This window comes from Bacillus sp. FSL K6-2819 (assembly GCF_038008305.1).
Taxonomy (GTDB): Bacteria; Bacillota; Bacilli; order Bacillales; family Bacillaceae; genus Bacillus; species Bacillus amyloliquefaciens.
This window is the reverse complement of the sequence record NZ_JBBOYV010000001.1, coordinates 3,139,675-3,162,153: the sequence shown is the minus strand read 5'-3', so window position 1 is coordinate 3,162,153 and position 22,479 is coordinate 3,139,675. Positions and strand designations below refer to the sequence as shown.

Below are 22,479 nucleotides of genomic sequence, written 5' to 3'. Positions count from 1 at the left end.
GCGTTAGGGGGATAAACATGACATTGGAAACGAAACTATCCGTAGATCAGGAATATGTCAAAGGCTTTTCCGAAAAGCATCAAGAACCTGCCTGGCTGAAAAACCTGCGCTTACAGGCTCTTGAAAAAGCTGAAGATCTGCCGCTGCCTAAGCCTGATAAAACAAAAATCACAAATTGGAACTTTACAAAGTTCAACAAGCATACAGTAGAAAACGCGCCGCTTGCTTCTTTAGAAGATTTAGCTGATGAAGCAAAAGCGCTGATCGACATCGAAAATGAAGACAAAACGTTATATGTGCAGCGTGACCAAACGCCTGCTTTCCTTTCTCTGTCTAAAGAGCTGAAAGACAAAGGCGTCATTTTCACGGACATCTTAACAGCTGCCCGTGAGCACAGCGACCTCGTTGAGAAATATTTCATGAAAGACGGCGTAAAGGTCGACGAGCATAAATTGACTGCGCTTCATGCGGCATTAATGAACGGCGGAGCATTCCTTTATGTTCCTAAAAACGTTCAGGTGGAAACGCCTGTTCAGGCTGTTTATGTTCATGAAAGCAATGACACGGCATTGTTTAACCACGTGCTGATCGTCGCTGAAGACCACAGCTCCGTCACTTACGTTGAGAACTACATCAGCACGGTGAATCCGAAAGAAGCTGTGTTCAACATTATCAGTGAAGTGATCACGGGTGATAACGCCAGTGTGACGTACGGTGCCGTTGACAACCTGTCAGCAGGTGTCACAACATACGTCAACCGCCGCGGAGCCGCGCGCGGACGCGACAGCAGAATCGAGTGGGCGCTCGGTCTGATGAACGACGGCGACACGATTTCTGAAAACACGACTAACCTCTATGGAGACGGCACATACGGCGATACGAAAACCGTAGTTGTCGGAAGAGGAGAACAGACGGAAAACTTTACGACGCAGATCATCCACTTCGGTAAGGCTTCCGAAGGTTATATCCTGAAGCACGGAGTCATGAAAGATGCCGCATCTTCCATCTTTAACGGGATCGGCAAAATTGAGCACGGCGCGTCTAAAGCAAACGCTGAACAGGAATCCCGCGTCCTGATGCTGAGTGAAAAAGCACGCGGTGACGCAAACCCGATTCTTTTAATTGATGAAGACGATGTAACTGCAGGACATGCGGCATCTGTCGGCCGCGTGGACCCGATTCAGCTTTACTACCTAATGAGCCGCGGAATTCCGAAAGAAGAAGCGGAACGCTTAGTCATTTACGGATTCCTTGCTCCGGTGGTAAAAGAGCTTCCGATTGAAGGAGTTAAGAAACAGCTCGTCTCCGTCATCGAAAGGAAAGTAAAATAATGAATATCACCGATATTCGTGAACAGTTCCCGATCCTTCATCAGCAAGTGAACGGACATGACCTCGTGTACCTTGACAGCGCGGCGACTTCTCAGAAGCCGCGGGCTGTCATTGAGGCAGTGGATCAGTATTACAACCGATACAATTCCAATGTCCACAGAGGCGTCCATACTCTTGGCACAAGAGCGACAGACGGCTATGAAGGAGCGCGTGAAAAAGTCCGTAAGTTTATCAATGCGAAGTCAATGACTGAGGTCATTTTCACAAAAGGCACGACAACTTCACTGAATATGGTGGCGCTGAGCTATGCCCGCGCCAACTTAAAACCCGGTGATGAAGTGGTCATCACCCAAATGGAGCATCATGCGAATATCATTCCGTGGCAGCAGGCTGTAAAAGCAACCGGCGCGACTTTAAAATATATTCCGATGCAGGAAGACGGCACGCTTTCGTTAGAAGACGTCCGGCAGACTGTCACAAGCCATACGAAGATCGTGGCGGTCGCTCATGTGTCAAACGTACTCGGCACGATCAACCCGATTAAAGAAATCGCTAAAATCGCTCATGACAATGGCGCGGTCATCGTGGTCGACGGAGCCCAGAGCACGCCTCACATGAAAATCGACGTCCAAGACTTGGATTGCGACTTCTTCGCGCTTTCTTCCCATAAAATGTGCGGCCCGACGGGAATCGGCGTGCTGTACGGCAAGAAAGAACTGCTTGAGAATATGGAGCCAGCCGAATTTGGCGGCGAGATGATCGACTTTGTAGGGCTTTATGAATCAACTTGGAAAGAGCTTCCGTGGAAATTTGAAGCAGGCACGCCGATTATTGCAGGCGCGATCGGATTGGGAGCCGCGATTGATTTTCTTGAAGAGATCGGTCTCGACGAGATTTCCCGGCATGAGCATAAGCTTGCTGCCTATGCGCTTGACTGTTTCGAACAGCTTGACGGCGTGACGGTATACGGTCCGAAAGAGCGGGCGGGCCTTGTGACATTTAATCTTGATGATGTTCACCCTCATGATGTCGCGACTGTCCTCGATGCAGAGGGCATTGCGGTCAGAGCGGGGCATCATTGCGCCCAGCCGCTCATGAAATGGCTGGATGTATCTGCTACTGCGAGAGCGAGCTTTTATCTGTATAATACAGAGGAAGAGATAGATAAGCTCGCGGAAGCTCTCCAAAAGACAAAGGAGTACTTTACAAATGTCTTTTAATGCAAATTTAGATACATTGTACAGACAAGTGATCATGGATCATTACAAAAATCCGCGCAACAAAGGGGTTTTGGATGACAGCATCGTCGTCGATATGAACAACCCGACTTGCGGCGACCGGATCAGACTGACAATGAAGCTTGACGGCGATACCGTTCAGGAAGCGAAATTTGAAGGGGAAGGCTGTTCCATCTCCATGGCTTCAGCTTCCATGATGACGCAGGCGATTAAAGGAAAAGATATTGATACCGCCCTTTCCATGTCTAAGATCTTCTCAGACATGATGCAAGGGAAAGAGTATGACGACTCAATAGATCTCGGGGATATTGAAGCCCTTCAAGGCGTTTCGAAATTCCCGGCCCGGATTAAATGTGCCACCCTTTCATGGAAAGCACTTGAAAAAGGAGTCGCTGGCGAAAAAGGCGGCAATTAAAAGATTGGAGTGAAAATGGATGGCTAAAAAAATGCCTGAAATTGGTGAATACAAGTACGGTTTTCACGATAAGGACGTTTCCATTTTCCGTTCAGAGCGCGGATTGACAAAAGAAATCGTAGAAGAAATTTCACGTATGAAAGAAGAGCCTCAATGGATGCTTGATTTCCGCCTGAAATCTCTTGAGCATTTCTACAACATGCCGATGCCGCAGTGGGGCGGGGATTTAAACTCTTTAAACTTTGACGAGATTACGTACTACGTAAAACCGTCTGAGCGTTCAGAGCGTTCTTGGGATGAAGTGCCTGAGGAAATTAAACAGACATTCGACAAACTCGGTATTCCTGAAGCTGAGCAAAAATACCTTGCGGGTGTTTCCGCACAGTACGAATCTGAGGTTGTTTATCACAACATGAAAGAAGATCTTGAAGCGCAAGGCATTGTCTTCAAAGATACAGACAGCGCGCTGAAAGAAAATGAAGACATTTTCCGTGAGCACTGGGCGAAAGTTATTCCGCCGACTGATAACAAGTTTGCGGCGCTGAACTCAGCTGTTTGGTCCGGCGGATCTTTCATCTACGTGCCAAAAGGCGTGAAGGTTGAAACACCGCTTCAAGCTTACTTCCGCATCAACTCAGAAAACATGGGTCAGTTCGAACGTACGCTGATCATTGTTGACGAAGAAGCAAGCGTTCATTACGTAGAAGGATGTACGGCTCCTGTCTACACAACAAACTCGCTTCACAGCGCGGTTGTTGAGATCATCGTGAAAAAAGGCGGCTACTGCCGTTATACAACGATCCAAAACTGGGCGAACAACGTTTACAACCTTGTTACGAAACGTACCGTTTGTGAAGAAAACGCGACGATGGAATGGGTAGACGGAAACATCGGTTCTAAATTGACGATGAAATATCCGGCTGTCATTCTGAAAGGTGAAGGCGCGCGCGGCATGACGCTTTCTATCGCTCTTGCGGGCAAAGGACAGCATCAGGACGCAGGTGCGAAAATGATTCACCTTGCACCGAATACGTCATCCACAATCGTATCAAAATCGATTTCTAAACAGGGCGGAAAAGTAACATACCGCGGTATCGTCCACTTCGGACGGAAAGCGGACGGCGCCCGTTCAAACATCGAGTGCGATACGCTCATCATGGATAACAAATCAACTTCTGATACGATCCCTTACAATGAAATCCTGAACGACAACATTTCATTGGAGCACGAAGCGAAAGTATCAAAGGTTTCTGAGGAACAGCTTTTCTACTTGATGAGCCGCGGTATTTCTGAAGAAGAAGCGACAGAAATGATCGTTATGGGCTTCATCGAGCCGTTCACAAAAGAACTTCCGATGGAATACGCAGTTGAAATGAACCGTTTGATCAAATTCGAAATGGAAGGTAGTATAGGCTAAGCCTGATACAGCAGGGGGTTAACTGGTTTTCAGGGAGGCCCCACCCACAAAACACCCACAAAATTATAAATTTGTATACCGCAGATACATCTCTAATGCGTCATTTTCAATTTTTTTGGTGACGTGGAGGTACGTATCTGCGGTTATTTTTATGCTCGAATGTCCAAGTCTTTCAGATACAAATTTCAAATCAGCCTTAGCCTCAATTAAATGCACGGCGTGACTATGCCTTAATGCATGGGGTGACAATATTGGCAAATCAGCTCTTTTACATATCTCTTTGAAGTATTCTCTAACAACATTTGTGCGCAACCATCGTCCATCATGCTGATAAAACACAATATCGGTCTCCGGTTTTTTATAGTTTTTGTATTTGAGAACAACCTCGTGTCTATTGATTCTGTGTTTTTTTAAAAGCTGAGTAGTGTGCGCATCTAGTTTGATTATTCTTAAGCCAGCTTTTGATTTAGGGGTTGAAAGATAAGGTGTGGAATTTGTCGGGTAGACTAGTGTTTTATTCACTTTTATCGTGCACTCTTCAAAATCTATATCGTCCCAGGTTAGAGCGAGCGCTTCACCTATCCGTAGACCGGTCCGAGCCATGAGAGAAAATAAAACATAATACTGTATTGAGTGTTTGTATTTGGAATTTTTCTGAGGCTCTTTCACCTGATTTAGAAATTTCTCTAATTGGTCTACAGTAAAGAATTTAATTTCCTTGTTGTTTTTAGTTTCCTTTGGGATTTTAATACGGGTGACAGGGTTCTCACGCAGTATCCTAAATTCGTGCACAGCATCATTTAATGCAGTGTTCATGATGCTATGTATTCTCCTCACAGTGCCTTCACTATATTCGTCCCTTAGCTCATTGATCCATTTTTGATACTCAGTTCTGGTTATATCTTTTAGTTTTAGATTTCCCCATTGTGGTAGAATATTAAGTCTTACATTCCTTTCTTGAAGTGAATAAGTGATAGGCTTGACGTTCGGCTTTTTATATATTTCGAGCCATTTACTGAAATACTCACTAATGCTTTCTTTTCCATCAGTAGCGAATCCATAATATTCGATATCTGTCTCTATTTGTGCAGCAGCTAACTGGGCTTCTTTTTTTGTTTTAAAGCCACGTTTTGATTTTTCTTTGTATTTGTTCGAATTCTTATCTTTGTACCGTATCCTATATTCCCATGTTCCGTTTGAATGCTTGCGAAAACTTGCCATGTTTTAACACCTCTAAATAAGAATATATGTTCGATTTTCAGGTAAATTTTTTATACTTGAAAGGTTTCAAACATTTCGATTACGCCTAATGGTTGAAAGCAGATTGTTAATCCGTTTACCTCTTTATACAATCCGTACTCTTCAATATATCTTTTAAGAGCTTCGTCTAAGAATTTTTCTGTAACATTTAGGAACTCAGCGAGTTCATACCGGTTTTTAATACCTGCTTTATGGGCTTGAATAATTTTATTCAATGGTACTAATTTTTTGTAAGCCCAATTTCTAGCTCTTAATTCTTGTTTTCTGTTTTGTACGGTTGACTGATCGAGTATTTGGCCAGCAGTTGTAAAGTGATGACCTAATTCTTCAGCTAGAACCTCTCTTTTTTCTGTATTCGATAACTTTTTATTTATCCAAACAATGCCATCTGAATATAAACCTTTTATTCTTCGGCTGAGTTTCTTTTCGAATACTGTTACTGTATCTTCTGATTCAATTAAAAGGTTTTCATAACTCATTTATAGACTACTCCTGGTTGTTTTTTCTTTTTGATTTTACAAATTCTTTAAAGCGACGAATCTCCTCGAGCTCTTCTTCAGTCCAATCTTCTCCCTCGTGATGCGCAGCAATGGTCTCTACGTCTTCATGGATTTTAAATTTCAAAGGTTTGACCTGCATATCAGATATACCTACTAAATAATCGGAGGATACATCAAAGTAATCAGCGAGGATCCGTACAATTTCCATTTTTGGATCCGATTGTCCGTTTTCATACCGAGATATCATACTTTTACTGATACTTGTCTCATATTTTTTATTTAATTCTAAGACCAATTCATTTATGCTTTGTTTGTTTTTATCACGTAAAGATTTCAACCTTTCACCAAATACATTCATTCTTTTATCTTCTCCTATTCGATATTCCTTGTATGGGAATATTTTATAATATGTGTTCCTTAAATGCAACATTTTATCCAAAAATGATTCCATATTAGGAACATTTTTTGTTGACACAGAAAATAAAGTGTTTTATATTTGAGTTGTTCCTTAATCGGAACGGAAGGAGGCGGTGATTTGGAAACTAGAAATAGACAACCATACAATAAAATCAAAGCATACTTTGTAGAAAATGAAATTAAGCACAAAGACGTGGCCGCTTTATTAAAAGTGAAGCCTAACACTATTAGTAAAAAGTTAAATGGTTTTGGCGGGGACTTTTCTCTAGAGGATGCAAAAAAGATGCATTTTCATTTTGGCGTACCGATCGCCTATTTTTTTGAACCTGTTGTTCCTAAAAAGGAACGATCACTTATATCATAAGGGAGTGATTCGGTGTTATCTGTTCAAGTGAATGAAGAACAAATTAAGCAGCTTTGTATTCAAAAAATTGAAGAGAAATTGAATGAGGCCAGAGATTCATACACCTTTTGGGATATGAAAGAGCTATGTAGACAAACAAATATGAGTCTGAATTTTATCAAGGAGACTTTCTTTTATGATGAAAGATTTCCGAAATATCGTGTCGGAAAGAAATGGCTCTTTCCAGAAAAACAATGCAAAGAGTTTTTACTCAAATGGCTTTCAGAGCAACCAAGAAATTAATACCAATCTATAAGAAATGTGGTGGGAAAATGAATGGAAGTTTGAAGTTGAATGACATTCAAATAATAAACCCGGAACCGGACTTAGATATCGAAGCAACTTACAATTTCATTGATTTTTTGTTCAATAGCGGACCGCTCTTCGCTTTTTCAAAAAAACCGAGTGACAATTCAGGTTTGAAGTTTGAGGTGACAAAAAAGACACAGCCTCTAAAAGGCCGTGTGATGCTTGAGTTTGCCAGCGCAGGTACAGAATACTGCGTACATATGTGTGAGGCGGAGGAACAAGAAATAGTTGAAGTCCGACGCAGGGAATTAGAAAGAATGGGAGGAGAAAAGAAATAGTGAGAATTATGATAGGGAATCTCCATATTTTTGTAGATAAAAAAAGCTCTGACTGCTGTAAATTGGAAATAGCCAACAGCCAGAGTAGAAAGAAAATCGGCATGTTAACTTTAGAGGAAAAAGCACCAGGAGTGTTTATTTCAACAAACCATCAATTTATTGAACGATCCGAATCTGATATTCTCCATCTTTTAGAATTCCTTCAAGAGAAAGAGAATAATCGCGGTAATCAGGAAAATCATACGACTTAAATATCGCTGTATGTCTCTTTTCCTTATGGAAGGAGTAGCAGCGATGAAAAAACCATTTAGTATCCGTTTCAAGCTCATTTTCTATAAATGACTCCATTTTAAATGCACAGGGACAATAATAATGGAAATCTTCTTCTGTTTTATAAATGTCTTTACTCAGCATAGTTTCACCCCCTGTCTTATACAGGGACATTATACCAATAGGAGGATACAACATGAATAACACTTTAAAATTAATCGAATTAAACGGGCAATATCTCGCCGACAGTCGGGATGTTGCGGAAATGACGGGCAAGCGCCATTCGGACTTAATCAGAACTATTAAAGGATACATTGACACAATTTTAACCGACGCAAAATTGCGTTCGTCAGATTTCTTTATTACTTCTACTTACGAGGACAGCAAAGGAGAAATTCGCCCTTGCTTTTTACTCACTAAAAAAGGCTGTGAAATGGTCGCAAATAAAATGACGGGTGAAAAGGGCGTGTTATTCACAGCAGAATACGTTACAAGATTTAATGAAATGGAGCACCACTTACAAACTGATTATTCACAGTTGAGCCCACAGTTACAACACATGATCCGTCTTGAGCAAAAACAGATCGAGCAAGACAAACGCTTAGGCAGACTTGAAGACAATTTGAGTATCGACTCCTTTCAACAAAATGTTATCCAAAAGCAAATTAAAAAGCGTGTGTATGAAATACGTGATAGATACGATGACAGCCCAGAGGGGACACGCCGCCTATTTTCAAGCATTTACCGCAATTTTAGGGACGCTTTCGCAGTGCCTTCATACAGGGATTTGAGAAAGTTAGACTTTGAGGATGCTAAGGCATGGATTAAAACATGGCGGCCGTTAATTTAGGAGGATGAGAATATGAATAAATTTGAGTTTTATAGTCGTGTCAAAGCTTTAAAAGTAGAAGTGGATCATATAACGAAGGAATTTCATGGTTTCATCAATGACACATACAAAGCCTTTTGGCGTGGTGTTGATCGTATCGCGGAATCTAACTTGATGTATTTGTTTGTTCACATGACTGAGGCGGATATTCCTGAAAAAGTGATTCAAGATCTACGCAAATTTTTCAACGCAGATAAAATTATGTCAGTTTCAAAATATAGTCCGTATAACAGCTTGGTGTGGATCAAACGATTACAGCGGGAAATGAATCGCGGAGAAATCACCGCTTCTAAATATCGTGAGCGTTTGTGGTCCATTTTAACCGAAATTGAGAATTTAGAGAAAGCGAATGAATCTATAGGGAAAATGGGCGAAAATTCCATCTCTGAAATTAAGCAAGAAATTGAAAAAGCAGTTAAATTAAGTCCCTCTTATCCAGAAAGTCTTGAAAAGCATTTAGTCTTGTCAATGGATTTCTTGAAAATGAAAAAGAATGATTTTTTATCTCTTCTGTCTATAGATCATAGCAAAGGAAGAGCGGCTGAAATGAGAAACACAATTGATAATATGCCGGATGAAATAGATTTTAATAGGTTCATGCTTGAGGTATTTGTGAAAAATATTGAGTCGCCGGATGATGATGTTTTCTTTGATATTTTCTATAGAGGTGTAATGGATCGAATCATAAGTGGGGAGATTGATACTTCAAAAATATTACATGAGGTTATTAAAGAACCGATTCCAATGTATAAAGCCGAAAAAGACGAATATGGCCGCATCGCCTCAATAGAGAAGGATCGGCCAAATCTCACATTACTCTAAGATGTAAGAGTCAAACATACGATCAAGAAAGAGTGTTGCCGCACTTTTTCTTGATTTATTCAGATAGACAATACCACGACTTAACGAAAATATCAATCTAATAAATCAAATGCAAGGAGAGTTCAATTATGAAATTAATGGGTACGCCTTCAAAAATAGCTGCTATTGGTGAACAGATCGGTGCGGATATAAATAACACGACTGTGTGCGGTAAGTATTATGACGCTGGCATGGTTACTATGCTCAAATTGATAGCAACAAAGTCTATGCATGAGCCCTTAGATAGTGACAAAGAGAATATTGAATGGTCACAAAAAAACGACCAAAGCAAATGAAAGAATGAATAAGTTTTATGCAGTGTTAAGCGAGAAGCTGCCGGCAGATTTAAAACCACTTTTGCAGGACTTTGACGAGGCTTATTCAACAAAAGCGGCATATGAGAGCGAGGACGCTTTTATATCAGGATTTATTGCCGGTTTTCGCTATCTCATGGGAGAAGTGGCTTATAGCGATGAATTGAATTTTTACAAGTAAGCAAGGTGATTCTAATGATTGGTTGGATAAAGCTTCATAGGAGTGTTCAAGATCACTGGATTTATCAAGAGAAAAGGAAGTTTTCTAAATATGAAGCTTGGCTCGATTTACTCATGATTGCCAGTCATAAAGATAATAAATTCGTTCTAGGAAACGAGCTTTACGAGGTTAAGAGAGGTCAATTCATTTCCTCAATTCGTAAACTTGGTGAGCGTTGGTCATGGTCTAATACCAAGGTAACGCAATTTCTTGACCTGTTACGGAAAGATGAAATGATTGATTTCAAAAAAGACACCAAAAAAACGCTTATAACCATTGTCAATTATGGGGTTTACCATGATTCCGATGAAGAAAAAAAGACAGTGATCGAACACGAAAACGACACGAAAGCGACACAAAAACACACAATCAAGAATGAAAAGAATGTAAAGAATGAAAAGAATATAAATACTTCTCGTCTCAAATATGAAATTTGCGACATGGAGAATGCGGAATTTTTGTTTGAAGAAATTCTCAAAAATAATCCTGATGCTAAAAAGCCTAATTTTGAAAAATGGGCTAATGAATTTAGGTTAATCCGAGAAAGAGATAAACGGACAGACAAACAAATCAAATACTTAATTAAGTGGTCACAACAGGACAGCTTTTGGAAAACCAATATCCTAAGTCCATCAAGCCTTCGAAAACAGTTTGATAGGCTTGTGACCAAGATTAAGAGCGATAAAGAACAGGAGTCAGCAAAGAGAACTGTTATACCTAAAGGAGAGGAGTTTAATTTGGATGATTAAAAAACAAACCTTCGAAATTATGTCTCTTATCAAGCAATACTTTGAACATTTTGAGATTACGCAAGAAAAGATTGATTCTTGGCATGAGCTTTTACAAGAAGCTGAATACGAGGAAGTACGCCGCAATCTAATCAACTTTTGCCGCTTGAATAAGTTTCCGCCGAAGGTTGCAGACTTGTTGAATGCAAAGCCTACAACAGTTGACCGGATGAATGCAATTCCCTCTGTAGAGGAAACAAAAGAGTATCTTGCGAAAATGTCTGCTCCTGCTGAGTTAACAGAACAAGAGCGGGCATCCATAGAGAAATCAAAAGCAGAAATCAGACGAATGCTTGGGATCGGTGATTAAATGGACACGAACCAATTTTTATACAACATAGATGCGGAGCAGTCCTTTTTAGGGGCGCTCCTTTTAGAGCCTGAACTAATAAAAGACAGTCGGATTAAGCCGCTCCATTTATCACAGTTCAAACATAGAAATCTATTAACTGCAATGATTGAGCTGGATTCTAAAGGTATCCCGATAGATTTGGTTGCAATCGTGGAGCAAGTAGGACGTGACAACATCGGCAGCGTTGGCGGACACAAATATTTATCCGACTTAACAGAGTCGGTGCCGACTACCGCCAATATTTCCTTTTACGAAAAGCTTATATTTGAGTATTGGCAAAAAAGAGAAATGAGCAAGATCGCGGAGGAAATTAAGCATAATGCCGCTCATGAAGATGTGTCCTCAACTATTCAAACGAGCATATCCAATTTAATGCGTTTAGAAGACGCTACAGGCGATGAAGAGGACGGGGCAATACAAAATGACCTGTTAGACATTTACGAGGAGCTAGCGACCCCAAAAGGGGAAATTACGGGTATGCGAAGCGGCTTTGCGGAGCTTGACCGAATGACGTCAGGTTTTCAAAAACAAGAGTTGGTCATCATAGCCGCTCGGCCATCGGTCGGGAAAACTGCTTTTTGCTTAAATGTTGCGGCTAATTTTATGGGTAGCTCATTAAATCAATATAGTGGCGGCGCAGTAGGTATATTCTCTCTTGAAATGTCACGTAAGCAGCTCTTAAAAAGAATGGCTTCAATTCTCGGAAATATCAATGCAGATGCAATGAGAACAGGAAATTTGACGGCTAATGATTGGAACAAGCTTTCACAAGCAAATGGTATTCTCGGTTCCGCTGATCTAAGAATATTTGACCGCCCGGGCGTCACAGTAAATGAGATATGGTCAAAGGCAAGGAAAATGAAACGGGAGTATGCCGGTAAAGATATCTTGATCATTATTGATTATTTGCAGCTGATTACAGGATCAGCAAAACATAGGGGGAACAGAACACAGGAAATAGGCGAAATAAGCCGCATGCTCAAGCATATGGCACGAGAGTTAGACATTTGTGTGATTGCTCTTAGTCAGCTTTCAAGGGGCGTTGAACAGCGGCAGGATAAGCGCCCAATGATGTCTGATATTAGGGAATCAGGGCAAATCGAGCAGGACGCGGATGTCATTGGGTTTCTTTATCGTGATGATTATTATGACAAGGAAAGCGAAAGTAAAAACATAATCGAAATCATTATTGCAAAACAGAGAAACGGTCCTGTTGGTACTGTCTCACTAGCGTTCATTAAAGAATATGGCTTGTTCTTAAATTTGGAGCGTAGATTTGACAGTTAGAGATTGGTATCGAGAAGCGCTGCGGCATAATTACTATTCTCTCATTCTGCTGATAGAGTTTTTGGTTTATGAGAAGAAAACCATAAGTCTGCAGGATCCAGAACAGGCACTTAATTTTTATTTGCAGGAAAGATTTAAGGATAAAATGAACGCTTATTTGTTGGCATACGAGCAGCGGGTTAAAAGGAGTGAAACAGTTTGAGATTAATCAATTTAGATCATATAATTGAAAGAGATAAACTTGTCATAGACACAAAACAGCATGATTGTTTTGCGGTTATTCTATCCAATGGAGCTGCAAGGATGGTTCCGCTCCCAACATATGGGGAAACAAAAATCATTACAAATCAAGGAAAGGTCACCCGCGTTAAATGGGACGAAGGTGAATTGTTTAATTGAATACAAGTCCAAGATGGAAAGCCTGCGGACACTGAACCTACAGCAATAGCGCTGTTTGTTCGGTGTCCTTTTTAATTTGAATAATCAGGAGGTAAATATGAATCAAATGACATTAAACCTGCCTCAGATTGACGAAGAAGCCACTAAAGCAAAAGCAGAGCAGCTGCTGGATCAATACCGGTTATATCTCTTACAGGTGCCAGATGATTTTTTGCCAAAGGTTACACCAGCATATAGCCTTGTTCCTCCCAGCTTTTCGAATGAATTTCATTCTTCCACTGAAGATGCAGCATTAAAACGTATGGATTGGGGGACTAAGAGGGGCCAGTTTTTAAAAAGAATGCAAAGAGCAGTAAACCGGCTTTCCCAAAAGGAGCGGCAAATACTTGTCATGCTCTACATGCAGAATGAAGAAATGTATGATTATGAGGTCTATGCAGAAATGAGACTCAGCCAGCGCAGCTACTACCGGGCAAAAGCAAAAGCGTTTTACCGGCTTGCCTTTGCTCTTCGTGTGGAAGTCTATAAGGACGGAGGCGCGCCGGAATGAATTTTGTTCAACCGATAAGGGATTTAGATCAGATTTATTATATTAAAAAGTACCTGAAGCACGGAGCTAACGAAATCATCTTCTTTTTATGGATGGAATTAATTCAGACCAGTGTATATCAGACATGCGGCTTTTAAGGTTTAGGGACGTGAAGTGTATATATCGATCTGCAGAAGCAAAAGACAAAAAAACAGAATCAATAACGCACGTTGCCTTGCTGCAGGGAACCAATCCAGCCCCGACATCGTGTTGAAGTAAACGGGTATCACTCAAGACACAACGGATAGAACAATGAACGACTTTAGTTTATAAGCTCATTTTTTTGAACGGCAGGTGAGTTTTTTATATTGTAACGGGTAAGTAACAAAGTAGAAAATTCTATTTGGATTGTTAGTTTGAAGTGCAGTTGGAATAAAAATCAGTTCTAGGGTAATAACTGGGGAAATAATAATTAAATTGACAGAAAAAGAAAGCTAGGTGATAATGTGAACAAAGGGAGGTTGAGGTTTATGGCGACTTATGTTGCTCATAATCGTGACTTATTTCTAAAATTAAATGTAACTGGAATGGCTCTAAAGGCTTCAATTGCGAAATTATATGCTCATCATTTAGCGGTTTCTGAAGAGAAGAGAAAAGACAGAGAGTATTATGATATGTATTTAAAAGCTTATTCGGATGATCAAGATGACTTGAATTATTCTGAGCTCTTCACAAACATTTCATTAGAAGCTGATAAGCTAATGAAGGAGAATAATGATTAAATGAAAAAAACTGATCCTTCGCGAGGGGACATATATTGGGCTGACCTAGAGCCGGTTAAGGGATCTGAACAAGGGGGATCTCGACCGGTTTTTGTTATTTCTAATAACCTTATGAATAAAACAGCTCCAATCTGTATATGTGTGCCTATTACTAGACCCGGGGAAAAAATTAAAAAGTATCCATTTAATGTGGAATTTGAAAAAGAGGATTGGCTAATTTCACAGGAGGCTATAACAGAAATTGAAAGGCTAGGAAACAGCTTCGCTAATGCAGGAGGGTTTCTTTTATGTAATCAGGCTAGGGCAATTAGCAAAAACAGATTATACGTAAGGATGGGGCGTTTTGAAAATGAAAGTAATCTAAAGAAAGTTGAAGAAGCTATTATTCACTCTTTTGGGTTGAACATTTGTGAAAGCTGTGAAACACCACTAAGAATCGGTGGTTTAAAATGCGCAAAGTGTCATAAAGTACATAGCAAGAGGTGTATGGGGTGCGGGACCATACATTCAATAAAATATAAATTCTGTCCAGAGTGCGGAAGAGGTGTTAAGCGATGAGTGACAGCATGTCAAAAGATGAATTCATTGAACTTCTTCTTGAAAATGTTACAAAAATTTCAGATTCTATAGATTTAATCATTCATACAATTAATGGGTTAATTAAAGATGGAATCAAAGTGTCAGAAGTTACTACGGAAGATTCAAAGCTGCTCGCGTCCTTAAGTCAGTTAGTTAAACATATGGAAAATCTACATTCTACAAAACATGCATTTAGGGAAGTGGAGCCTGAATTATGGAAAATTTATATACAAGCGACTGAGGTGATTCTAACTGGAGTAATGATGCTAATCAAATTACTTCAAAGCGGAGATAACATAAATGGTTCAGATGAGCTTGTATTCATAGTGAATAAATTGTTTGAAGGCTCTCAAATAATCGTATCATTAGTTGATCAACTTGTATAACTGAAAGAGATTAAGTGCACCTTATGTAGGTGTGCTTTTTTTCTTCTAACTAGAGAACACTACCATTAACTTAAAAGAGAGGGATTAGACATAATATAAGTTATAATTAATTGGTTATGAGGAAAATGTTGTAAGTTTTTCGTGGTGTCGTCGTGTTATAGGAGGTGAGCGGTCTGACTGCTGCAGAGCAAAAAGGAATGTACTAAAACGATTTTGGCAGAAAGCTGGCACGATAACGGCACACCATTTTGTTTTAGATAATGTATTATGGTAGTAGGTAATAAATCAAGGGAACGGCACTGCTGATGAGCGGGGGCGCTTTTTTATGTTCCATGTAAACTGCTCCTGGTAAATCGTTCGACAAATTTTGCGGATGGTTTCATTGTCATGCTCTTTTGTCGATAAAAGGGATTGAGGTGATAATATGCAAAACCATTCTTTGATGGAAGCAAAAGAAATATCGAAATACCTAGGAAAAAGATACGGGAAACCCTACAAAGAAAATCTGAGCATTCAGCTGGTTGTTAAAGAAGCATTAAAAAGAGATCATAGTGAAGAGCAATTGAAACTGATGGTTAATAGATTAGATTCGAATCTCAGTGTATCAAATGATTTAAGCTCTCTTAAAACTATTCCTTTTACATTACTTACATCAGTTCTTGCCGGAGTGCTTAGTGTCTTTGTTGTTATGTTCACATTCTATTTCAATACTATTAATAGTTTTACCACCACTATGTTACAAAAGGATAAAGAAAATAAGATAGATTTTGGAGTCGCTCTTAATACTGTTGTTGAAGGTGGAGAACAAATAGCTTCGTTAATATTATATTTTAGTGTCTTTATCGCTATTATAATGTTTGGGACGTGGGTGCATATCACAACTAAAAGTAAGAGATATTATGAACAGCAGCGGGGTTTTAAGTTGTTATTAGACGAGGTAATGGAAGAGTTAAAAGAAGTTAAAGATAAGCATTGAACAGTTTGCATCATTCTACGGGATGGTGCTTTTTTATATTCTCTGTAAACTGCGTCCGGTAAATCTCAGGGAGAACAATTGGCGGTTAACGCTGAGTGCGGGAGCAGTTTAGAAAGAATATGATTGGAGAGATTACATGAAAACAATTGGTCAAGCCTTTGAGGAATTAGGAAAGAATCTGAGGTGTGCGGCTGAAAGGATGCCAACGCCCAAGCCGCTTTCCACTGAAGCTTTTATTATGTTGAGTAAAGGAGATAGAGCATGGAAACAATTTATGCGCACCCATTTGAGACGTCATGGTTTATTTCGCTCACGTTCTTCTGTTTATCGTGTGTAGTCTGTTCAGGTAAATCAGAAAAGGAATAAGCATGGCAAGGCAACGTGATGAGTTAGACAAAATCTATAATACAGCACGCTGGAAGCGAGTAAGGAAAGTCGTTCTGATTAGGGACGGCTATTTGTGTTGTGAGTGTCGGCGTCGTGGATTGATAACGGAGGCAAATACGGTTCACCATATCATTGCATTAAGGGATGATCCGAGCCGGGCGTTTGATCTTGATAATCTTGAAACGATCTGTTTAGAGTGCCACAACAGGGAGCACCCGGAAAGAAGCGGCGGGGAGAAGAAGAAAAAACGCAACGAAAATGTTTTCAAATTCTACGGGAACAACGAAATCATTTAAAAAAGCGCTAAAACATCCCCCCCTACCCTTTAAACAAGAGGGAATAAAAATTTCAAACAACGGTGTGCCCCTTCCTATACAATAAATTCGATTTTGAAGATTTTTCGCCCCGGAAAAACAGAAGAGAGCATCCCGGCCGAAGCCTTGATGCTCTTGGGTTTATCGTATATCGGGGGCCGCAATTTGTAAAGGGTGAAAATGAATTTTTTTCGAAAGAAGGTGAAAGCGGTGGCTATGCCTGCAAAAAGTGCCAAACTTACATTATTAGACGGCAATAAAAGCCGCTATACGAAAGCCGAATTAGAAAAACGTATTGAAAATGAAGAGAAAATGAAAATGAGGGCCGAAAATATCGAGCCGCCTTCCTGGTTGTCTGCTACTGCAAAAAAGGAATTTAAACGGCTGACTGAGCTTCTTTTAGAAGTGGAATTGATCAATGAGGCCGATATCACACATTTAGCCTTTTATTGTGACGCGTATTCTCAATACATTTCATTTGAAAGGCAAATTAAAAAATATGGGTTGTGGGTTGATGGAAAGCCCAACCCTTTTATTATGCGTAAAAAAGATATGGCGGCGCAACTACGGGCGTATGGTTCGGATTTAGGCTTGTCGCCGGCAGCGCGTGTAAAATTAGCAATTAAATTGGAGAGCGGGGAAGAAGAGGAAGAAGATGACTTCTAAACCCTTGCTTGACATGAGTTATTCGGAGCTTACCAAGTGGTGGGCTGATTATCAAGCGGAACAACAATCATGGGGCGGCATCCTTGTAGAGCCTTATCCCGAATTACTAACAACATGGTACGCAGAGCGGCTTATAGATGGGTCAATCCCGGCATCAAAGGAAAATATCTTAGCTGCTAAACGACACATGAGAGATTTAGAGCGGCAGGGTACAGATGATTTTCCTTGGATTTTTGATGAAGAGAAAGGGCATCGCCCTGTCAGGTTTATCGAAAAGAAGTGCAGGCCATCGAAAGGTGACTACGATCAACTTGTTCTGCAGCCATGGCAACATTTTGTCATCGGCTCCATTTTTGGATGGGTTCATAAAGATACAGGAATTCGGAAATACCGTGAGGCCGTGGATTTTGTTGGCCGGAAGAACGGGAAAACAACGATTATCTCAGGTACTTCTAATTATATGTTGGGTTTTGACGGAGAGCGCGGGGCCAATGTTTACGTTCTGGCTAATTCACAAAAACAATCATCTATTCTGTTCAATGAATCAAAGGCAATGATTGAGAATTCCCCATATTTAGACAAACGTTTTAAGGCATTAAGAAGTGAGATTCGTTACGAAACTATGAAATGCACAATGCAAGCCATGTCAGCGGAAAAGAATAATAAAGATGGGGAAAATCTTCATTTTGCTGTATTTGATGAAATTCACGAATATGTGGATTATGCACTAATCAATGTCATGAAAAAGTCAAGGGGTATGAGGAAGCAGCCATTAATTATTTATATCACGACTGCCGGCTACGTTTTAGATGGGCCGTTAATGAATTTCTTTGAGGCGGGAAAAGAATGCCTTGAAAACCTTGAAGATGATTTAGACGAACGGACTTTTTATTATCTGGCGAAGCTGGACAAGCCGGAAGAGGCGGACGATCCGCGGATGTGGATAAAAGCCAATCCAAACATTGGCCTTATGGACTTTGTAAACCTCGTGACAGACTACAAAAAGGATAGAAAAAACCCGCAGGAGCTGGCCGACTGGTTAACAAAGCAATTTAATATTTTCAGTGATGTGGATGAACTGTCATTTGTTGATGTTGCTACGATCAATAAAAATAACAAAGAAATTGACATTGACTTGCTGAAGGGCCGGGAATGTGTCGGCGGTTATGACTTGTCCGAAACTGAGGATTTTACCAGCGCTTGTTTAGAATTTCCGCTTGATAACGGGGAGATATTCTTTTTAACTCATTCATGGATACCAGAAGCCCGATATAACCGGGACAATAATCAACAGCGGTTAGATGAATGGAGGAAAAAAGGATATTTGACCGTTATTCCGGAGGCTGATTATGTCAATTACGAGGTTGTGTTGAATTGGTTTATTGAGAAATCCAAACTGTACAAGATAAAGAAAATTGGTTATGACAAGGCCAAGGCGCTATTTTTAAACGCTGCGCTTGAAGAGCACGGTTTTGAAACGGAAAAAGTAATCCAAGGATTTAAAACGCTTGGCGGCCCTATGCAGAACTTTAAAGAACTGATGTTAGATGGGAAAGTCATTTTTAACAATAACAAGCTTTTCCGTTGGTATCTGAACAATGTAAGAATGGTCAAAGATCGAAATAATAACTGGATGCCTACGAAACAATCCAAGAATCGCAAAATTGACGGGGTGGCCGCGGCATTAACAGCCCATACGTTTGTAATTCCTATGATGATCAAGCCGAAAAAGTCCGGGAAAGTGAAGTATTATTCCGTTGCCGATTTAAAAAACATGTAGGGGGGTGAGGCTTTGGGATTAAAGGAGATATTTAAACGTTTTTTTAACCGGGTCACGTTTCAAAAACCGGTTACGCATCATATGAGTTTCCAAGGGGACTATTTTAGCAGCGCTTCAGATATGAACGAAGCGATATTCAGTGCAGTGAGCCGATTGGGAAATACGTTTGCCAGTCTGCCGTTAAAATTATTTGATGACAATTTTCAGCAGCCATCTGATTGTGACGGCTTTAATTTGCTGAGGGATGGGCCGCGATACTTTACCCGATTCGATTTTTTTAGAGACATTGAAACAATCCGGAATTTAAAGGGGAATGCTTTTGTTCAGTTATTCCGCAATGTGAACGGGCAAATTGTTGATATGGCCCTCGTAAAGCCTGGGTGTTGTGAGCCGGTGCTTGATATAACGTCTGGTGAGTTATATTATGCCGTTTCATCCATTGATAATGCACCCAATCAACAAACAATGTATGTCCATTACAGTGAAATGCTCCATTTTAAACATGCGCGCTTTGGTCAAGTTATGGGGATGAACCCTATTGACTTGTTAAAGAACACGATTGACTATGATCACGAAGTAAGAAAAATATCTATGAATCAATTAAACGGCACAAATGAGGGGCTTATTGTAAGGTTTGATGGAAGCTTAGATGAAGACCAAAAGGAAGCACATATCAAAGCAATAGCGGGATTTTATCGAGATAATGGCGGTTTGCTGGTCGAGGAAAGCGGGATCACAATTACACGGGTTGAGCGTCAAGTTGTAGACCCGAAATTGATTGATATTGATAAAGTGACAAGATCCCGTGTTGCTATGGTGTACAACGTGCCTGAGCACTTCTTAGGTGATAATACATCCAGCTTTTCATCATTAGAGCAGCTTAATTTAGAATTTGTAACAAACAATCTGATGCCTACCCTCAAACAATATGAAGAAGAGCTGAACAAAAAGATTTTGACACCGGATCAAAAGCGAAGAGGCTATAAGTTTACTTTTATTGTCAACTCACTGCTGCGCGGTGATACAGAGACCCGACAAAAATACTATCAAACGGCAGTGAGAAATTCGTGGATGCGCCCCAATGAGGTGAGATTAGAGGAAGGGCAGCCACCCGATCCTGATGAAAACGCTAATAAATTATGGATTAGCGGCGACCTGTACCCAATCGAAACGCCGGTTTCTGAACGTAAAGGGGGTGAAAGCAAAAATGAAAAAAAATCAGGCGAAAAATAAGTATTGGAGTATGAAGGCATCCGGTGACAGCAGCGCGGATGTTTTTATTTTTGGCGAAGTGGTCACAAGCGGTTATGAATGGGATGAAATAGATACCTCAGCCGCCTCATTCAAGCAGGATTTAGACCTTTTGGGAGATATGAGTGTTTTAAATGTACACATTAATTCGCCCGGCGGCTCTGTATTTGAAGGCGTGGCCATCTGCTCCATGCTCAAACAGCATAAAGCATTCGTTAACGTATATATTGATGGGTTAGCTGCTTCAATCGCAAGTGTCATCGCAATGGCGGGTGACGCTATTTTTATGCCCTCAAACGCTATGATGATGGTTCATAATCCGTGGACAATAGCGATGGGAAACGCCAATGAAATGAGAAAGCAGGCTGATGTCCTTGACAAAATTTCTGAGTCAATGAAAGCGTCATATCTTGAAAAAGCGGGCGACAAATTGACAAAGGAAACATTAGATTCCTTGATGGATAACGAAACGTGGTTATCTGCTAGTGAAGCCGTTTCTTACGGTCTTGCGGATGAAATTACAGCAGCAAACCAAGCGGCAGCTTGCGTTTCCTCTGCATTATTTTCTCGTTATCGAAATGTGCCGCACGCACTCAAAGAACCTGAATCTATAGACGCCAAACAACCAAAATTACTGAATAAGAAATTACAGATTCTTAAAGGAGAGTTTAACCGATGACATATGAAGAACTAAAAAATACTTGGATTAATGCGGGGCAGCGGGTTTCTGATGCACAACACAATTTACAGCTTGCACTTGTTGACGATGAAGTAACCGCGGAGGAAGTCGAGGGCTTAAAGGCAAAGCTACAAGCAGCTCAGGCGAAACGAGACATTGCAAAAGAACAGATGGAAGAAGCCGAAAAAGCAGCTATTAAACAAGCGAAACAGGCCCCGTATATCCCTTCTACGGCAGCGGATGTAAAAGATCAATTTATAAAAGATTTTAAAGACCTATTGAGCGGCAGACCGAGCGCGGCCGTGACTACCAAACTGGATGAAAACGGGGAAGGGATTGGCTTGACGATCCCGCAAGATATCCAAACTGCGGTCAACAAACTAAAACGTCAGTTTGATGCCCTGGAACAATACGTTAATGTGGTGCCGGTAACGTCCCTTTCAGGAAGCCGAAATATTGAAAAATTAAGCGATGTAACACCGTTTAAAAATATCGACAATGAAAGCGATGAAATAAACGAGAATGACGATCCATCTGCAAGCATTCTGAGATACTTAATTCAGCGGTATGCGGGCATTTCAACCATTACTAACACACTATTAAAAGAGTCGGCGGAACAAATTATCGCGTGGATTACTGATTGGTTGGCGAAAAAATCAACAGCAACGCGGAATGCGAAAATTATCCAAGTATTAAACGGCCTGCCTGATGCACAGAAAAAGACCGTTGCAAATGTGGATGATATCAAAGACGTTATGAATGTGAAACTCGATCCAGCTATCAAACTGACTTCATCTTTTATTACAAATCAAAGCGGCTTTAATGTTTTGGACAAGGTTAAAGGTGCATTCGGCCGTTATTTGCTACAGCCGAACCCGCAGAACCCAACAGAATTAATGTTATTGGATAAGCCAATCAAGGTTATTTCAGACAAATATTTACCAAACGGCGGAACAGATAAAGCGCCTATTTACCCTCTATTTGCTGGTGATTTAAAAGAGGCTGTGGTTTTATTTGACCGGGAACAGCTTTCTATCATGATGACAAATATCGGCGCCGGCGCTTTTGAAAAAGATCAAACCAAAATCCGCGCTATTGACCGGTTTGACGTGAAATTGTGGGATGAGGAAGCGGTTGTTTTTGCGAGCTTTAAAGGTATTGCCGATGAAACGCCAGCAGCATCCGCAACAACAGCAGGGTAA

The 22,479-nt window shown here is 40.5% G+C and carries 32 protein-coding genes; 29 read left to right on the top strand and 3 right to left on the bottom strand.

Translation table 11 applies throughout. From position 1 onward, the window contains the following. Nucleotides 1–17: 17 nt before the first annotated feature. The 4 genes from sufD to sufB are packed head-to-tail and all read left to right on the top strand — an operon-like array spanning nt 18 to nt 4,401. The gene (sufD, locus tag MHH91_RS16560; protein WP_013353527.1) at nt 18–1,331 is read left to right on the top strand and encodes a Fe-S cluster assembly protein SufD; all 1,314 of its coding nucleotides are present in this window, start codon (nt 18–20) and stop codon (nt 1,329–1,331) included. Further along, complete coding sequence (gene sufS / locus MHH91_RS16555) at nt 1,331–2,551, top strand: cysteine desulfurase SufS (protein ID WP_013353526.1); 1,221 nt, start codon at nt 1,331–1,333, stop codon at nt 2,549–2,551. The genes sufD and sufS overlap by 1 nt, the downstream gene beginning before the upstream one ends. Then, a complete protein-coding gene (gene sufU / locus MHH91_RS16550; RefSeq protein WP_003151877.1) occupies nt 2,541–2,984 on the top strand; it encodes a Fe-S cluster assembly sulfur transfer protein SufU in 444 nt (147 codons plus the stop codon). The genes sufS and sufU overlap by 11 nt, the downstream gene beginning before the upstream one ends. A 19-nt stretch (nt 2,985–3,003) precedes the next feature. Then, nucleotides 3,004–4,401: a Fe-S cluster assembly protein SufB gene (gene sufB / locus MHH91_RS16545; RefSeq protein WP_003151878.1), complete on the top strand. Its 1,398-nt coding sequence runs from the start codon at nt 3,004–3,006 to the stop codon at nt 4,399–4,401. 63 nt (nt 4,402–4,464) lie between these two features. Here the strand turns inward: sufB and MHH91_RS16540 are convergent, their stop codons facing one another. From MHH91_RS16540 to MHH91_RS16530, 3 genes are read right to left on the bottom strand one after another with little or no spacing between them, the layout of a single operon-like run. Continuing rightward, nucleotides 4,465–5,622, bottom strand: a complete 1,158-nt coding sequence (locus MHH91_RS16540; RefSeq protein ID WP_017697192.1) for a site-specific integrase — start codon at nt 5,620–5,622, stop codon at nt 4,465–4,467. A 50-nt stretch (nt 5,623–5,672) separates the two neighbouring features. After that, complete coding sequence (locus tag MHH91_RS16535) at nt 5,673–6,140, bottom strand: ImmA/IrrE family metallo-endopeptidase (RefSeq protein ID WP_017697193.1); 468 nt, start codon at nt 6,138–6,140, stop codon at nt 5,673–5,675. A 7-nt stretch (nt 6,141–6,147) separates the two neighbouring features. Beyond that, nucleotides 6,148–6,519 (bottom strand): helix-turn-helix domain-containing protein, encoded by a 372-nt coding sequence (locus tag MHH91_RS16530; protein WP_041056154.1) that lies wholly within the window; start codon nt 6,517–6,519, stop codon nt 6,148–6,150. A gap of 177 nt (nt 6,520–6,696) precedes the next feature. On the opposite strand from MHH91_RS16530, the gene MHH91_RS16525 reads away from it, so the two are divergent. The 25 genes from MHH91_RS16525 to MHH91_RS16400 all read left to right on the top strand — a co-directional run bounded on the left by MHH91_RS16525 (nt 6,697) and on the right by MHH91_RS16400 (nt 22,479). Continuing rightward, nucleotides 6,697–6,942 carry a helix-turn-helix domain-containing protein gene (locus MHH91_RS16525; protein WP_041056152.1) on the top strand — a complete coding sequence of 82 codons (246 nt, stop codon included), beginning with the start codon at nt 6,697–6,699 and terminating at the stop codon, nt 6,940–6,942. Nucleotides 6,943–6,954: 12 nt separating this feature from the next. Beyond that, on the top strand, nt 6,955–7,224 hold the full coding sequence (locus MHH91_RS16520) for a hypothetical protein (protein WP_019712253.1): 270 nt from the start codon (nt 6,955–6,957) through the stop codon (nt 7,222–7,224). After that, nucleotides 7,197–7,568, top strand: coding sequence for a hypothetical protein (locus MHH91_RS16515; RefSeq protein WP_250622194.1), 372 nt, complete (start codon nt 7,197–7,199; stop codon nt 7,566–7,568). The genes MHH91_RS16520 and MHH91_RS16515 overlap by 28 nt, the downstream gene beginning before the upstream one ends. Then, complete coding sequence (locus MHH91_RS16510; protein WP_340978199.1) at nt 7,568–7,819, top strand: hypothetical protein; 252 nt, start codon at nt 7,568–7,570, stop codon at nt 7,817–7,819. Before MHH91_RS16515 ends, MHH91_RS16510 begins: the two co-directional genes overlap by 1 nt. Before the next feature lie 215 nt (nt 7,820–8,034). Continuing rightward, complete coding sequence (locus MHH91_RS16505; RefSeq protein ID WP_121549095.1) at nt 8,035–8,688, top strand: Rha family transcriptional regulator; 654 nt, start codon at nt 8,035–8,037, stop codon at nt 8,686–8,688. A gap of 12 nt (nt 8,689–8,700) precedes the next feature. After that, nucleotides 8,701–9,549, top strand: a complete 849-nt coding sequence (locus tag MHH91_RS16500) for a hypothetical protein (protein WP_121549093.1) — start codon at nt 8,701–8,703, stop codon at nt 9,547–9,549. Between the two features lie 128 nt (nt 9,550–9,677). After that, nucleotides 9,678–9,884: a hypothetical protein gene (locus MHH91_RS16495; RefSeq protein ID WP_250622193.1), complete on the top strand. Its 207-nt coding sequence runs from the start codon at nt 9,678–9,680 to the stop codon at nt 9,882–9,884. A gap of 4 nt (nt 9,885–9,888) precedes the next feature. Beyond that, complete coding sequence (locus MHH91_RS16490) at nt 9,889–10,083, top strand: hypothetical protein (protein ID WP_250622192.1); 195 nt, start codon at nt 9,889–9,891, stop codon at nt 10,081–10,083. 14 nt (nt 10,084–10,097) lie between these two features. Continuing rightward, nucleotides 10,098–10,871, top strand: coding sequence for a Replication protein O (locus MHH91_RS16485; RefSeq protein WP_121549091.1), 774 nt, complete (start codon nt 10,098–10,100; stop codon nt 10,869–10,871). Further along, a complete protein-coding gene (locus tag MHH91_RS16480) occupies nt 10,864–11,220 on the top strand; it encodes a replicative helicase loader/inhibitor (RefSeq protein WP_041056135.1) in 357 nt (118 codons plus the stop codon). The genes MHH91_RS16485 and MHH91_RS16480 overlap by 8 nt, the downstream gene beginning before the upstream one ends. After that, entirely contained in the window at nt 11,221–12,549 is a 1,329-nt protein-coding gene (gene dnaB, locus MHH91_RS16475) for a replicative DNA helicase (RefSeq protein ID WP_121549089.1), read from the top strand. Between the two features lie 198 nt (nt 12,550–12,747). After that, nucleotides 12,748–12,948 carry an XtrA/YqaO family protein gene (locus MHH91_RS16465; RefSeq protein WP_014471604.1) on the top strand — a complete coding sequence of 67 codons (201 nt, stop codon included), beginning with the start codon at nt 12,748–12,750 and terminating at the stop codon, nt 12,946–12,948. A gap of 97 nt (nt 12,949–13,045) precedes the next feature. Then, on the top strand, nt 13,046–13,498 hold the full coding sequence (locus MHH91_RS16460; RefSeq protein WP_121549087.1) for an ArpU family phage packaging/lysis transcriptional regulator: 453 nt from the start codon (nt 13,046–13,048) through the stop codon (nt 13,496–13,498). After that, a complete protein-coding gene (locus MHH91_RS16455) occupies nt 13,495–13,635 on the top strand; it encodes a hypothetical protein (protein WP_226466576.1) in 141 nt (46 codons plus the stop codon). The genes MHH91_RS16460 and MHH91_RS16455 overlap by 4 nt, the downstream gene beginning before the upstream one ends. A gap of 372 nt (nt 13,636–14,007) precedes the next feature. Next, nucleotides 14,008–14,259: a hypothetical protein gene (locus MHH91_RS16450; RefSeq protein ID WP_041344978.1), complete on the top strand. Its 252-nt coding sequence runs from the start codon at nt 14,008–14,010 to the stop codon at nt 14,257–14,259. After that, complete coding sequence (locus tag MHH91_RS16445) at nt 14,260–14,817, top strand: type II toxin-antitoxin system PemK/MazF family toxin (RefSeq protein ID WP_041344980.1); 558 nt, start codon at nt 14,260–14,262, stop codon at nt 14,815–14,817. Beyond that, complete coding sequence (locus tag MHH91_RS16440) at nt 14,814–15,224, top strand: hypothetical protein (protein ID WP_041344981.1); 411 nt, start codon at nt 14,814–14,816, stop codon at nt 15,222–15,224. The genes MHH91_RS16445 and MHH91_RS16440 overlap by 4 nt, the downstream gene beginning before the upstream one ends. A 424-nt stretch (nt 15,225–15,648) precedes the next feature. Then, the gene (locus MHH91_RS16435) at nt 15,649–16,200 is read left to right on the top strand and encodes a hypothetical protein (protein WP_121549085.1); all 552 of its coding nucleotides are present in this window, start codon (nt 15,649–15,651) and stop codon (nt 16,198–16,200) included. 136 nt (nt 16,201–16,336) lie between these two features. Continuing rightward, the gene (locus tag MHH91_RS16430; protein WP_121549083.1) at nt 16,337–16,537 is read left to right on the top strand and encodes a hypothetical protein; all 201 of its coding nucleotides are present in this window, start codon (nt 16,337–16,339) and stop codon (nt 16,535–16,537) included. Between the two features lie 31 nt (nt 16,538–16,568). After that, nucleotides 16,569–16,883 carry an HNH endonuclease gene (locus tag MHH91_RS16425; protein ID WP_032867689.1) on the top strand — a complete coding sequence of 105 codons (315 nt, stop codon included), beginning with the start codon at nt 16,569–16,571 and terminating at the stop codon, nt 16,881–16,883. Between the two features lie 234 nt (nt 16,884–17,117). Continuing rightward, a complete protein-coding gene (locus MHH91_RS16420) occupies nt 17,118–17,567 on the top strand; it encodes a phage terminase small subunit P27 family (RefSeq protein ID WP_041481708.1) in 450 nt (149 codons plus the stop codon). Beyond that, entirely contained in the window at nt 17,557–19,347 is a 1,791-nt protein-coding gene (locus MHH91_RS16415; RefSeq protein WP_198697956.1) for a terminase large subunit, read from the top strand. The genes MHH91_RS16420 and MHH91_RS16415 overlap by 11 nt, the downstream gene beginning before the upstream one ends. 12 nt (nt 19,348–19,359) lie before the next feature. After that, nucleotides 19,360–20,580, top strand: coding sequence for a phage portal protein (locus MHH91_RS16410; protein ID WP_198697955.1), 1,221 nt, complete (start codon nt 19,360–19,362; stop codon nt 20,578–20,580). Continuing rightward, complete coding sequence (locus MHH91_RS16405) at nt 20,555–21,277, top strand: head maturation protease, ClpP-related (RefSeq protein ID WP_014471611.1); 723 nt, start codon at nt 20,555–20,557, stop codon at nt 21,275–21,277. Before MHH91_RS16410 ends, MHH91_RS16405 begins: the two co-directional genes overlap by 26 nt. Further along, nucleotides 21,274–22,479, top strand: coding sequence for a phage major capsid protein (locus MHH91_RS16400; protein ID WP_014471612.1), 1,206 nt, complete (start codon nt 21,274–21,276; stop codon nt 22,477–22,479). Before MHH91_RS16405 ends, MHH91_RS16400 begins: the two co-directional genes overlap by 4 nt.